This window comes from Pseudomonas sp. R1-6 (genome assembly GCF_051132115.1).
GTDB lineage: Bacteria > Pseudomonadota > Gammaproteobacteria > Pseudomonadales > Pseudomonadaceae > Aquipseudomonas.
The window spans coordinates 2,734,479-2,746,786 of record NZ_CP071662.1; the positions used below are offsets into that span (position 1 = coordinate 2,734,479).

Annotated in this window: 12 protein-coding genes and 1 pseudogene; 10 read left to right on the forward strand and 3 right to left on the reverse strand. The window is 60.4% G+C overall.

Translation table 11 applies throughout. The features are described 5' to 3' along the window. The first annotated feature begins 57 nt into the window (after positions 1 to 57). The gene (locus tag J3P81_RS12415) at positions 58 to 750 is read left to right on the forward strand and encodes a type 1 glutamine amidotransferase domain-containing protein (RefSeq protein WP_434564036.1); all 693 of its coding nucleotides are present in this window, start codon (positions 58 to 60) and stop codon (positions 748 to 750) included. A 55-nt stretch (positions 751 to 805) separates the two neighbouring features. Beyond that, entirely contained in the window at positions 806 to 1,237 is a 432-nt protein-coding gene (locus tag J3P81_RS12420) for a DUF1810 domain-containing protein (RefSeq protein ID WP_420763969.1), read from the forward strand. Positions 1,238 to 1,259: 22 nt separating this feature from the next. Here J3P81_RS12420 and J3P81_RS12425 read toward each other — a convergent pair whose 3' ends face one another. Continuing rightward, the gene (locus J3P81_RS12425; protein WP_434564037.1) at positions 1,260 to 1,895 is read right to left on the reverse strand and encodes a TetR/AcrR family transcriptional regulator; all 636 of its coding nucleotides are present in this window, start codon (positions 1,893 to 1,895) and stop codon (positions 1,260 to 1,262) included. A gap of 109 nt (positions 1,896 to 2,004) precedes the next feature. Here J3P81_RS12425 and J3P81_RS12430 point away from each other — a divergent pair, with 109 nt between their 5' ends. Then, positions 2,005 to 3,012 carry an NAD(P)-dependent oxidoreductase gene (locus tag J3P81_RS12430; protein ID WP_434564038.1) on the forward strand — a complete coding sequence of 336 codons (1,008 nt, stop codon included), beginning with the start codon at positions 2,005 to 2,007 and terminating at the stop codon, positions 3,010 to 3,012. Positions 3,013 to 3,089: 77 nt separating this feature from the next. Here J3P81_RS12430 and J3P81_RS12435 read toward each other — a convergent pair whose 3' ends face one another. Continuing rightward, positions 3,090 to 3,848, reverse strand: coding sequence for a hypothetical protein (locus J3P81_RS12435; RefSeq protein WP_434564039.1), 759 nt, complete (start codon positions 3,846 to 3,848; stop codon positions 3,090 to 3,092). Between the two features lie 246 nt (positions 3,849 to 4,094). Here J3P81_RS12435 and pstS point away from each other — a divergent pair, with 246 nt between their 5' ends. From pstS to J3P81_RS12465, 6 genes and pseudogenes are all read left to right on the forward strand, one after another. Continuing rightward, complete coding sequence (pstS, locus tag J3P81_RS12440) at positions 4,095 to 5,126, forward strand: phosphate ABC transporter substrate-binding protein PstS (protein ID WP_420763965.1); 1,032 nt, start codon at positions 4,095 to 4,097, stop codon at positions 5,124 to 5,126. Positions 5,127 to 5,199: 73 nt separating this feature from the next. Next, positions 5,200 to 6,165 (forward strand): phosphate ABC transporter permease subunit PstC, encoded by a 966-nt coding sequence (gene pstC, locus J3P81_RS12445; RefSeq protein WP_420763964.1) that lies wholly within the window; start codon positions 5,200 to 5,202, stop codon positions 6,163 to 6,165. Next, a complete protein-coding gene (gene pstA, locus J3P81_RS12450; RefSeq protein WP_039588462.1) occupies positions 6,165 to 7,076 on the forward strand; it encodes a phosphate ABC transporter permease PstA in 912 nt (303 codons plus the stop codon). Before pstC ends, pstA begins: the two co-directional genes overlap by 1 nt. Before the next feature lie 75 nt (positions 7,077 to 7,151). Further along, a complete protein-coding gene (gene pstB / locus J3P81_RS12455) occupies positions 7,152 to 7,913 on the forward strand; it encodes a phosphate ABC transporter ATP-binding protein PstB (RefSeq protein ID WP_025214260.1) in 762 nt (253 codons plus the stop codon). Positions 7,914 to 8,007: 94 nt separating this feature from the next. Beyond that, a complete protein-coding gene (locus tag J3P81_RS12460) occupies positions 8,008 to 8,709 on the forward strand; it encodes a hypothetical protein (protein ID WP_434564040.1) in 702 nt (233 codons plus the stop codon). Continuing rightward, positions 8,706 to 9,332 (forward strand): annotated as a pseudogene (locus J3P81_RS12465) (hypothetical protein). Before J3P81_RS12460 ends, J3P81_RS12465 begins: the two are co-directional and overlap by 4 nt. A gap of 4 nt (positions 9,333 to 9,336) precedes the next feature. On the opposite strand, the gene J3P81_RS12470 reads toward J3P81_RS12465, so the two are convergent. Next, on the reverse strand, positions 9,337 to 10,071 hold the full coding sequence (locus J3P81_RS12470; protein ID WP_434564104.1) for an NADPH-dependent F420 reductase: 735 nt from the start codon (positions 10,069 to 10,071) through the stop codon (positions 9,337 to 9,339). 359 nt (positions 10,072 to 10,430) lie between these two features. On the opposite strand from J3P81_RS12470, the gene J3P81_RS12475 reads away from it, so the two are divergent. Then, positions 10,431 to 12,284 (forward strand): ABC transporter ATP-binding protein, encoded by a 1,854-nt coding sequence (locus J3P81_RS12475; protein ID WP_434564041.1) that lies wholly within the window; start codon positions 10,431 to 10,433, stop codon positions 12,282 to 12,284. Positions 12,285 to 12,308 lie beyond the last annotated feature (24 nt).

The window sequence follows — 12,308 nt, forward strand, 5'->3', positions numbered from 1 at the left end:
TGACAATAATGCAGGGCGGATGCATTTCGCCCATTACCGATCGGAGGAAAGGTGTACATGAAAATTTTGATGGTGCTTACATCTCATGATCAGTTGGGCGACACCGGCAAGAAGACCGGTTTCTGGCTGGAAGAATTCGCGGCCCCTTATTACGTGTTCATCGACGCCAACGCCGCGGTGACGCTGGCGTCCCCTAAGGGCGGGCAGCCCCCTCTGGACCCCAAGAGCGATGAGGAACAAGCCCAGACCGACGCCACGCGGCGCTTCTCCACGGATACCAGCGCCCAAGCGGCACTGGCCGATACCGTGCCGCTGGGCGAGGTCGATCCCTATGATTTCGATGCGGTGTTCTATCCTGGCGGCCACGGCCCCCTGTGGGATCTCGCCGAAGACACCGACTCCAAGACCCTCATCGAAGCCTTTTATGCATCGAACAAACCCATCGCCGCGGTCTGCCATGCGCCTGGGGTGTTCAAGGATGTCAACGCACCGGATGGCGAGCCTGTGGTGGAAGGTAAAAAAGTCACCGGATTCACCAACTCCGAAGAAGAGGCGGTGGGCCTGACGCAAGTGGTGCCATTTTTGGTGGAGGACATGCTCAAGGCCAAAGGCGCCCAATACTCCAAGGGCGCGGACTGGGCGAGTCATGTGGTGGAGGATGGGCACCTGATCACCGGCCAGAATCCGGCCTCATCGCAAGCGGCCGCCCATGCGTTGCTCAAGCGGCTGAAGCAAGAGCAGAGCGCTTGAATCCGGCTTTGTGGGGGCGACCGATCAAGTCGCTCCCGTTGGAGGAGCATCAAACATGCACGACCCTTACAATCTGGCCCGTTTCGTTGACGCGCAACACCCGGTATTCAGTCGCGTCATGGATGAGTTGCGTGCGGGCCGTAAGACGAGCCACTGGATGTGGTTCATATTTCCGCAATTGCGCGGGCTTGGCCGTTCCGAAATGGCCAGTCGCTTCGCCATTTCCGGCCTTGCCGAGGCCCGCGCGTATCTGCAACACGATGTGCTCGGTCCGCGACTGGAGAGCTCTGTTGAAGCGGTGTTGCAACACAGCGACGTCAGCGCCGAGCGCATATTCGGCTCGCCCGATGATATGAAGTTTCGTTCCTGTCTTACGCTGTTCGTCAGCGCCCAGTCGGGCTCTCCTTTGTATCAACAGGCGCTCGACCAGTTCTATTCCGGCGAGCCGGATCGCAAAACCCTCGCCCTGCTTGAGCAACAGGTTTGAACGGCGGACGCGTCACACCGACCTAATCAGCAGGCCCCTGAGGCTGCGAGGACATCGGCTTCAGAACGCCCTGTATCAATGCCGTGAACGCTTCGATCACTTCCTCCTCGCCATGTCGCCCCCTAACCAAGGCGCCGGAGAGCGCTTCTCCCGCGCCAACCAGGCCGATGCAGCACCGCTCAAGTTCGGCTTCTGCCAGGCGGGCGTGGGGCTTGAGAACGGCCATGAACATCTTTACGCAATTGTCGAGCAATTCCTGGAACGCCGCCTTTTCGTCACTGCCGGCCAAGGCCGCGCCCACCGCGTGAAACTCGTCGGTATGGTCCGCCGCGCACTGGATGTAGGCGCTGGCCAGGGCCTGGGCGGTTTGCTCAAGGCTTAGGGTGGTGCTGGACATCGCGTCCCGGAACGCGTTGACACGCTCGGTATCGATCCACTTGTACAGCTCGATCAACAGCCCCGAGCGTGTGCCGAAATGATCATAGACGACGGGCTTGGACACACCGGCGCGGACGGCCAGGTGGCCCAGGGTCAGTCGGTCGGCGTTTTCCTCGCGCACGATCAACAAGGCAGTGTCCAGTAGCTGGCGTCGCCGTTCGGCTTTGGAAAGCCTGCGGGGCGGAGCGCTGACAGGGGTCGGCTCGATTTCTTTTTGCACGTTGTCGCTTCCAATTCAAAAAAACCTACCAATGGTAGGTAACTGTCGGTGATGGTGTGCTAGGTTACCTACTAATAGTAGGTTAACCCGGAAACAAGGAGAACAAACAATGTCACTCAATCCTATCTTGTTCATGGGCGGTTCCGGCGCAATCGGCCACCACACAGCCCGAGCGCTACGCGCCGCTTATCCTGACGTGCCGCTGCTGATTGGTGGGCGGGACCTTGCGAAGGCCCAACGGGTCGCAGCGCAGATGGGCGGGGCGCAGGCCGTGGTGATCGATTCCAGCGCAGACGACCTGGGCCTCGGCGATCGTCCGGTCAGCGCCGTGGTGGTTTTCTACATGGACCACGCCCTCGCCGGATTGCGCTATGCGCAAAAGCGCGGGGTGCCGCACCTGAGCATATCTTCCGGGGTCTTCGAGATCGCCCCCGAAATCGCAATGTACATGCATGCGCCAGGCGCCTCGCCCATTGTTCTGGGTTACGAATGGATGGCCGGCGCAACGACGGCGGCGACGTTGAGCGTGGCCCGGGAATTTGGCCGGATCGATGATATCCGCATCGATGCGCTGGTCGATGAGCAGGACACTGGCGGGCCGACCGTCGCCAGCGATTTCGAACACCTCAACAAGATGCTCCCCGCAGCGCTGACAAGGCGCGACGGGGTGTTCGTATGGCGTGAAGGCGAACATTCCAATACGCAGTTCCAAGCCGTGGACGGTACGCCAATCGACGCCGGCGGCTTCTCATCCATTGATGTCGCCGGCCTGGCGGCTGCGACGGGCGCGGCCAATGTCCAGTTCAACATCGGCATCGGGGTGAGCTCCAGTCGGCGACAAGGACAACCGATGTCCACCGAAATCATCATCGAGCTTGCCGGCGCGGACCTGAAAGGCGAACCGCTGCGCACCCGTCACGCCGTCGTTCACCCGGCGGGCACGGCGCCGCTGACCGGCCTTAGCGTCGCCATGCTTCTTGAACGCCTGCTTGGGTTGGATGGTCAGCCGGTGACGTCGGCAGGGCTCTATTTTCCCTATCAGTTGTTGGACGCTGCGGCGTTCCTGGAACGCTTGAAACAAGAGGGCGGCGAGTTGCGCCGGTTGCAGGTGCAATGATGCTGCGAATCAGCGCTTCCTAAGCTGGCGCCTGGCAGAACCTCGACACAGGGCAGACTCTTGCCCCAGGCAACGGCTCAACGTTCGCCGGCTTTTTCGAGCACCTGGCTGCTGAGCCGCGCGTCGCTGGCTCGGTTGTCCGGGCCCTGGCAAATTGCGCTGCAAAGGGCCCGGACGACCGGTACGTAGCTCACCTGACTGGGCTGCCCGACATTGACAGCACCCGTTGGGTTGATCAGGTGCACGGCGATTTCGCCTGGCAACCATGGAACCAGTGGCCAACTCGCACGGTTGGCCAGTATCGCGCAACGATTGCCCATCGCGGGCCCGATATCACAAGACGTCACCAAAGCCACGCCCATCAGCCAGGCGCCTTCAAGCTGCGAGCGCACACGGCCTGGGCTCTCCACATAACCCAGGTCCGCCACTACGACCGCGTGATGAACAATCAAGCGGCGCTCATCGCTCATCTCGATATCGACGACGATCGCGGCGCAGCCCTGGGCATCGTAATGAGCGGCGATCCCCTGAGTCCGGCCACGTTCGCCTGCCTTGCCCCAATGGCCCCTCGCGGCCGCCTCGGTAATGACGCGACGCATTCGATGGGCATCGAAGGGGGAGGGTTGGCCAGCGCCTTCGCTCACGACCGATGCCGAATCAATCACCGCGAGCAGATAGTCCCGATGATCCATATTGCGGGCTCGCAGTTGCGCGACCACGAACTGCTGTTCGGCGAGCATGTGAAGCAACAGGTCTTTCTTGTCCAGATTGCGGTCAAGGGTCGCCCGCCAGGTCAATTGATCGAGCGTGCTGTCGTGCCCATCGGGATGGCTCATTAGCGTTTCTCCTTCCGCTGATGCATGAGGCCAGCAAAAAACGACGTCCCACCGGGCCTGTTGCTCGCGCAACCACCTCAGAGAGATCAAGGCCTACCTTAGGCGCAGGGAACTGACGTCAGGGTGACGGGCCGCTGACAGGAACATGTCAGGTCGAAAAAAGCGACGTTGCCATTCGATCTTCATAAAAACGTAACAACTCTGTTGCAGAGTTCCTCAGCCCGTCATCACAAGGAGTTTCCTTTAATGAAAAGTTTGATGAAGTCTGCTGCGCTTGCCGTTACGGTTTCTCTTTGTGCCAGCTCGGCATCCTTCGCCGCAGAGAGCGTCCGCCTGACGGGCTCTGGCGCCAGTTTCCCCGCGCCGATCTACCTCACCTGGTTCAAGGATTTCAGCAAGAAGTCCGACGGTGTCACCGTGGATTACCAATCCAAGGGCAGCGGCGCCGGGGTCCAGGATTTCCTGAACAAGACCGTCGATTTCGCCGCCAGCGATTCGGCCATGAAAGACGAAGACATCGCCAAGGTCGCCGAAGGCGTGCAGTTGTTGCCGATGACGGCCGGTGAAATCGTCCTGGCCTATAACCTGCCGGGCAATCCCAAGGGCCTGAAGCTGCCACGGGACGTTTACTCCAACATTTTCCTGGGCAAGATCACCCGTTGGAACGATCCTCAGATCGTCGCCGCCAACCCGGACCTGAAACTGTCCGATACGCCGATCACCGTCGTTGTGCGTGCGGATTCCAGCGGTACGACCGCTGTGTTCACCAAGCATTTGGCGACCATCAACCCTGAGTTCAAGCAGGCGTTGGGCGAGGGCAATACGGTCAACTGGCCGGCCAGCGACAAGTTCATCAAGTCGCCGAAGAACGATGGCGTGACGGCTACCGTGCGCCAGACCCCGGGTGCGATTGGCTACATCGAATACGGCTTCGCCAAACTCGCCAAGGTCGACTTTGCCCAGTTGCAGAACAAGGCCGGCCAGTACGTCGTGCCGAACGCCGAAAGCGGTGCCGAGGCCTTGGCTGCGGTGAAGATGCCGCAAAGCCTGGTGTCGTGGCTGCCTGATCCGGACGGTGCCAAGTCCTACCCGATCACGTCCTACACCTGGATGATCTTCCGCAAGGACAACGGCAATCCGGCCAAGGCCAAGGCCATGCGTGAAATGGTCGAATACAGCCTGACCGAAGGCCAGAAGATTGCCGACTCGATGGGTTACATCCCACTGCCGGCCTCCGTCGTCGAGCAGGTTCGCAAAGCGTCCGCCAACATTCAGTGATGCATGAGGCCTCTCCCGGTGCGTGCGCGATCAGCCGCGCCGGGAGAGCTTTTCCCTTGTTCGGACTTAGCCAATGAACAAACCTTTTGTCGTACCGGTTAATCCGGACTCTGCCTGCCAACCACCATCGGCGAAGGACTTCCTGGTTGATCGCACCTTCCGTGCGCTTGCACGCATAGGGGTGGTTCTGATCCTGGCGCTGGTATTTGCGCTGGTGTTCGAGGTGGGGCGCAAGGCGCTTCCGGGCATGGAGAAGCATGGCACGGATGTGCTTTTCGGCACTGTCTGGGACGTTAACCAAGGTAAATACGGCATCCTCCCGGCGATCTGGGGCACGCTCTACAGCGCCTTGATCGCATTGCTCATTGCAGGTTTCTTCGGCGTCAGCATGGCGATTTTCTTGACCCAGGATTTTCTGCCCCCCAAGCTCGCCGCCATTTTTCGCACCATCGTCGAACTGCTCGCGGCTATCCCCAGCGTCGTCTACGGCCTATGGGGCATCTACGTGGTCATCCCTGCGATCCGTCCGCTGACGACTTGGTTGAACAGCGAACTGGGCTGGATCCCGTTCTTTGGCACTTCCTTGAGCGGGCCGGGGCTGCTCCCTGCGGCGCTGGTGCTGGCCATCATGATCCTGCCAACCATTGCCGCCGTTTCCCAGGATGCGCTCACAGCCGTACCGATGAAAACCAAGCAGGCCGCCTACGGCATGGGCACCACCCACTGGGAAGCGATTCTCAAGGTGATGGTGCCGTCTGCCGCCACCGGCATCTTCGGCTCGCTGGTCCTTGGCTTGGGCCGGGCGCTGGGTGAAACGATGGCGCTGGCCATGCTGGTCGGCAACGCCAACACGCTTTCGCTCTCGCTGTTCGCACCGGCCAACACCCTCGCGGCGCTGTTGGCGCTGAACTTCCCCGAGGCCGGGCCGAACGAGATCGAGGTGTTGATGTATGCCGCGCTGGTGCTGATGTTCATCACGCTGCTGGTGAACATCATCGGTTCGATGATCATGATGTACGCCCAACGGGGTAACAAGTGATGACTGATCTCACTGCTGCAACAGATTTGACGGCTCCAGCGGGCGCGATGCCCAGCCTGCAACGCAGGTTCGAGGGCCGGGCCCTGCGCAGCCTGATCTTGACCACCCTGGTCTGGGCGGGGGCATTGCTGGCAAGCGTACCGCTGATTTCGGTGCTGTACATGCTGATCACCCGCGGCGGTGCGCGCTTGAACCTGGAAGTGTTCACCGAGCTGCCACCGACTGGCTTCGAGATGGGCGGAGGCTTCGGCAATGCCATGGCAGGCACCTTCGTAATGGTGGGTATCGCGGCGGCCATCGCGGTGCCCGTCGGCATCATGGCAGCGATCTTCCTCGCAGAGCTGGGGCCGGACAGCAAACTGGCAAACGCCGCGCGTTTTGCGGCCAAGATGCTCACGGGTCTGCCATCGATTCTTGCCGGTGTCTTCGCTTATGCCCTGGTGGTGATGACCACCGGCACGTATTCGGCACCGGCCGGTGGCGTGGCGCTGGCGGTGCTGATGCTGCCTATCGTCGTGCTGACGGCGGAAGAGTCGATGCGGATGGTGCCCAAGATCATGAAAGACGCCGCCTATGGCATGGGCTGCACCCGCTCGCAGGTGATCTGGAAAATCATCTTGCCCACCGGCATGCCCGCGATCCTCACCGGCGTGATGCTGGCGGTAGCGCGCGCCGCCGGCGAAACCGCGCCGTTGCTGTTTACCGCGCTGTTCAGCAACTACTGGATCTACCACCAAGGCAACCTGGAGGTCATGAATCCGACGGCATCGCTTGCCGTGCTGATCTACAACTTTTCCGGCATGCCTTTCGACAACCAACTGGAGCTCGCCTGGGCGGCCTCGTTGGTGCTGGTGATGATCGTGCTGGTCGTGAACATCATCAGCCGTATTTTCGGCAAGCCCAAGTATTGAGAACGGGAGCATCTGATCTTGAACGTATCCACTGCGCAAATAGCCGCTCCGTTTGTCACCCAGGCGCCTGTAGTCATGGACTGCAAACTGGACAAGATTTTCTATGGCAACTTCATGGCGGTGCGTGACAGCCACGTACCGATCGAGAAAAACAAGATCACCGGCTTCATCGGCCCATCCGGCTGCGGCAAGAGCACCGTGCTGCGCAGCCTCAACCGGATGAACGATCTGGTGAAGGGGTTCCGCTTCGAGGGCCACGTGCATTTTCTTGGCCAGGACGTCTACGGCAAGGGTGTCGACCCGGTGGTGGTGCGCCGTTATATCGGCATGGTGTTCCAACAGCCGAACCCGTTCTCGATGAGCATCTTCGACAACGTCGCGTTCGGCCTGCGCCTCAATCGCTATAAAGGTGACATTGGCGACCGGGTCAAGCATGCGCTGCAAGGCGCGGCGCTGTGGGACGAGGTCAAGGACAAGCTCAAGGTCAGCGGCCTGTCGCTCTCCGGTGGTCAGCAACAACGGCTGTGCATTGCCCGCGCCATCGCCACCGAGCCGGAAGTGTTGCTGCTGGATGAACCCTGTTCGGCGCTCGACCCGATCGCTACCCGGCGGGTCGAGGAACTGATGGTCGAGTTGAAAAAGGACTACACCATCGCGCTGGTGACTCACAACATGCAGCAAGCCATCCGCGTCGCAGATACCACAGCGTTTTTCTCGGTGGACATCTCCCAGGGCACACGCACCGGCTATCTGGTGGAAATGGGCCCGACGACGCAGATTTTCGATAACCCCCGTGAACAGATGACCGGCGATTACATCAGCGGCAAGTTCAGCTGAGCCACATTCCCGGTCGAGGCCGCATCCCTGCAGAAGCCAAATGGATTTGGCGGGCATCCGGTAGACATTTACCAAGCGTTTCCAAGGAGCACCAATGCCTGCTACGCATCGCCTTGATTTGCCTGCGATTGAGCGCGCACTGCGCGAAGTGCAAAAGAGCTTCGCCGCGCTGAGCCGGCACTTCACGGAGCCGCGGGACCCCCTGACGGATGAAGTGCTGCAAAATGTGCTTGAAGGCTATGGGCTGATTGACGACTATGTGGCCCGCGGCGTCGACCTGTTCGATCTCCAGCAACTGAACCTGATGCTCGAGATCAACGCCACGGTGCTGTGTGGCCGAGACCCCGTACGCCGGCTGGAATACGCCCAGCACCTGGCGGCGACCGAGGCGCATTTCTTCAACAACGTTGAGGGCGGCATCAAGGACTTGTACAACTGGTATTGCGCGTATCGCAGTGAGTCGGTGTGGAAGCGTGCGGCCGGCGTCTATGTACGCATTCTCAGCAAGCCGCAGTTGTTCATCGAGGGCAACAACCGCAGTGGGTCGCTCATCGTCAGCTATCTGCTCATGCGCGCGGGGCTTCCTCCTTTTGTGCTGTCTTTGGAAAACGCCGAGGGCTACTTCAATCCGTCCTCGGTCATACGCAACTCCGCCAAGCATGGCGTCAAGGCTTTGTATGAATTGCCCAAGATCAAGAAGAAATACGCAGCGTTCCTCGAAGAACAGGCACCGGACCCAATGAAATTTTTCCTCGAGGGCAAATCCTTGCCCGTCTCACAGGGCCGCCACCGATGAGCAGGGCTCTGGTGCTCGCCGGATGCAAAACCTTAGGTGGCCGGGTAGGGCAGGCTATCCGCAGCGTCAATCCGACGCGGCTGCTCCTACGCCAGCGCATACGCATTTCGTTCGACATCGACGACACGCTCGCCTGCCAACTCCACCACTGCGATGTCGAGCGAAGCCGGTTGCCGGCCTGTGTTCAGCGCTGGCTGGGATAGCCGCTGCGCATGGGTACGCGCTCGCTGATCCGGGAGCTGCGTCGCCAGGGTTGCAGTATCTGGGTATACACATCGTCTGGGCGCACGCCGTCCTACATCAGACGTTGGCTGCTGCTGTACGGCATCCGCGTCGACGGTGTCGTCAACAGCGTGCTCCACAACCGCGCCCTGACGACACATGGGCTGTCCAACTCACCCTCCAAGTACCCGCCGGCGTTCGATATCGACTTGCACGTCGATGATTCCGAGGGTGTGCAGATTGAAGGGGATGACCACGGGTTTCGCGTTGTCGTGGTGCATCCGGAGGATGAAGGCTGGGCGCAGAAGGTGCTGGATGCGGTGGCCATGGTCCAGGCGCAGCTTGATTGGCAGCAGAGGCCGGTCCAGCGGGCTCCGTTGCGCCGGGTTACGACCGGCTAGCAAGTCAGGCTGTCATCGTGCGATTCAGGGCCACAATCTGCTCATGGGTAAGCTGACTGCCGGGATCCATGAACCTGGCGATCAGTGCGTCGCGGTTCTCCGGTGCCCGTGCCTTTTCAGCCGCGTCCAGCGCCATTTCCAGCTCCGGCAGTGTCAACTCGGTGCAGTAAGCCGGTGTGCCTGGCTGCTGACGCCATGAGGCTTCGAGGCTGCCGGCGGCAAAAGCGGTAAAGCCTGTCTGCTCGACAAGATCCTGCGCTAGCGCCACAGCGGCGGCATCGTTCCCAGCCACGGGTATCGCGATGCGCGTTGAAGCTTCCGCCGGCTGGCCTTTGTCGGCAAGCGTGGCGGCGAGCAGGGCATTCCATGCCTTGACCACCGGGCGACCAAGCTGTTCGCTCACCCAGACGCTCTCGGGCTTGCCGTCCTCAACTTCCTTGATTGCCCCGTCACGACCCGGATAGTAATTGGAAGTATCGATGACGACGGTCTTCGGGGAAGCGTTGCTCAACGTCTGCTTGAGGTCAGGGTATCTAGCAAACGGAATCGACAGGATTACAGCGTCCACGCCGGACACCGCATCGTCCTTGGTCACGGCATGCACGCCGATTTCGCTGGCAAGTTTCTGGATGCTTTGAGGGTCTTTTGAGTTCGCCAGTTTGACGTCATGGCCGCACGCCGCGAGTTTGCGGGCAAGGGTCGCCCCAATGTTGCCTGCGCCGATAATTCCGAGTTTCATTTCAATCACCTCGCTTGTGGACAGTGTGCAAGTCTCATCATTCCTGCGCCGGCCTGTATCCGGCCAGCAAACTTAGAATCTCATCATGTGAGCCGTTGGATTCGGCAAACCGTAATGGCTTGGCGCGCTCGACGACAAGTTCCTGTGGAGTCGATTTCGAGCAATTCAAGAATGTCATGCAGGAACTTGTCCAAGGGCATGGCGTTTTTCTTCATTTTTCGTATTTCAGCGGGAGCCGGAGAAATTCCGGCCCTCTGCGGGTAAAAATTCTGAGCAAACGGCACTGCCTGCGCGTCCAAAACCCTCAACGCATCCTTTAAATGCGACTATCTATTCGTCAGATCGTTTTGGAAATCACCATGCTTCGCCTATTTGAACAACGGCTAGACCCTTTCCCACCCGATGAAGTCCCCCCGCCACCCGACGGTCTGGCGCGGTTCCTGTGGGCTTGCACGCGAGGCGCACGCGGTTACATTCTCGCATTCGCGCTGCTCAGTGCCGGTGTGTCGATCTACGAAGCCTGGCTGTTTTCTTTCCTCGGTCAGGTCGTGGACTTGCTCTCGACCTGGCAGGCAGGCGGCGATGCGGCAGCGCAAGAGAGTCGGGTGCTGTGGGGCATCGGCATCATCCTGGTGGCCAGCGTTGGGCTGGTCGCGTTGCGCACGATGGTGCAGCACCAGATTCTAGCGATCAACTTGCCGTTGCGCCTGCGCTGGGATTTTCACCGGCTGATGCTGAGGCAAAGCCTGTCGTTCTTTTCGGATGAGTTTTCCGGCCGGGTCACCACCAAAGTGATGCAGACGGCGCTGTCGGTGCGTGAGGTGCTGTTCACCATCATCGAGATCGTTCCCGGGATCGGCGTGTACTTCATCGCGATCATCGCCCTGGCAGGCGGTTTTGACCTGAAACTGATGCTGCCTTTCATTGCCTGGATGGTCTTGTTCGGTGTCGCCATGCGCTACTTCGTGCCGCGCCTGGAGAAAGTCGGGCAGGAACAGGCCAATGCGCGGTCGTCGATGACCGGGCGAGTTTCAGACGCCTACACCAACATCACCACGGTGAAGCTGTTCTCCCACTCCAAGCGCGAAGCGCATTTTGCGCGCGCCGCCATGGAGGATTTCAAGCAAACCGGCTTTCGCCAGATGCGCTTGGTCAGCCAGTTCGAGATCGTCAACCAGGCTTTGGTGGTCGGGTTGATCATGGGCTCGGGCGGTTATGCCCTCTGGCTATGGCATCAAGGCGAAGTCGGCACCGGTGCCGTCGCGGCGATTACCGCCATGGCGTTGCGTATCAATGGCATGTCGCACTGGATCATGTGGCAAATGACCTCGCTGTTCGAGAACATCGGCACGGTGCAGGATGGCATGGCGACCCTGACCCGCGGCCCCAAGGTGCAGGATGCGCCAGACGCCGGCGTGCTGGTCACCACGGGCGGCGCGGTGACCTTCGACAAGGTGCGCTTCAACTATAACGGCGAACGACAGGTGCTCGATGGTCTGAGCCTGAGCATCCGCCCGGGCGAAAAGATCGGCCTGGTAGGCCGTTCCGGCGCCGGGAAATCCACGCTGATCAACCTGCTGCTGCGTTTCTACGACGTGGACAGCGGCGAGATTCGGATCGATGGGCAGAATATCGCCCACGTCACCCAGGACAGCTTGCGCAGTGCCATCGGCATGGTCACCCAGGACACGTCGCTGTTGCACCGCTCCATCCGCGACAACATCGCCTATGGCCGCCCCGATGCAACCGACGCGCAGATCCGCAGCGCCGCGATCAGCGCTCAAGCCGATGGATTCATCAGCCAACTGAGTGACAAGCAAGGTCATTGCGGCTACGACACCCTGGTTGGGGAGCGTGGGATCAAGCTTTCGGGAGGCCAGCGACAACGCATCGCCATTGCCCGGGTGATGCTCAAGAACGCCCCGATCCTGCTGCTTGACGAAGCCACCAGCGCACTGGATTCAGAAGTCGAGGTCGCCATCCAGGAAAGCCTCGATGAAATGATGAAGGGCAAAACCGTGATCGCCATTGCCCATCGGCTGTCGACGATCGCGGCCATGGACCGGCTCATCGTCATGGATGAAGGCCGCATCATCGAGCAGGGCACCCACGCCGAGCTGCTCGGGAAGAACGGGACCTATGCGCGATTGTGGCATCACCAGAGTGGCGGTTTCCTGGGGGAGGATCAGGGGGTGGTTGAGGCGGTGGAGTAGGCTGGCTCAGTATCGGAACAACAC

Bases quoted from the DNA above. Each gene is read 5' to 3' on its own strand.
- J3P81_RS12415 (WP_434564036.1), top strand. From the start codon at position 58: ATGAAAATTTTGATGGTGCTTACATCTCATGATCAGTTGGGCGACACC.
- J3P81_RS12420 (WP_420763969.1), top strand. From the start codon at position 806: ATGCACGACCCTTACAATCTGGCCCGTTTCGTTGACGCGCAACACCCG.
- J3P81_RS12430 (WP_434564038.1), top strand. From the start codon at position 2,005: ATGTCACTCAATCCTATCTTGTTCATGGGCGGTTCCGGCGCAATCGGC.
- J3P81_RS12435 (WP_434564039.1), bottom strand. From the start codon at position 3,848: ATGAGCCATCCCGATGGGCACGACAGCACGCTCGATCAATTGACCTGG.
- pstS (WP_420763965.1), top strand. From the start codon at position 4,095: ATGAAAAGTTTGATGAAGTCTGCTGCGCTTGCCGTTACGGTTTCTCTT.
- pstC (WP_420763964.1), top strand. From the start codon at position 5,200: ATGAACAAACCTTTTGTCGTACCGGTTAATCCGGACTCTGCCTGCCAA.
- pstA (WP_039588462.1), top strand. From the start codon at position 6,165: ATGACTGATCTCACTGCTGCAACAGATTTGACGGCTCCAGCGGGCGCG.
- pstB (WP_025214260.1), top strand. From the start codon at position 7,152: ATGGACTGCAAACTGGACAAGATTTTCTATGGCAACTTCATGGCGGTG.
- J3P81_RS12460 (WP_434564040.1), top strand. From the start codon at position 8,008: ATGCCTGCTACGCATCGCCTTGATTTGCCTGCGATTGAGCGCGCACTG.
- J3P81_RS12470 (WP_434564104.1), bottom strand. From the start codon at position 10,071: ATGAAACTCGGAATTATCGGCGCAGGCAACATTGGGGCGACCCTTGCC.
- J3P81_RS12475 (WP_434564041.1), top strand. From the start codon at position 10,431: ATGCTTCGCCTATTTGAACAACGGCTAGACCCTTTCCCACCCGATGAA.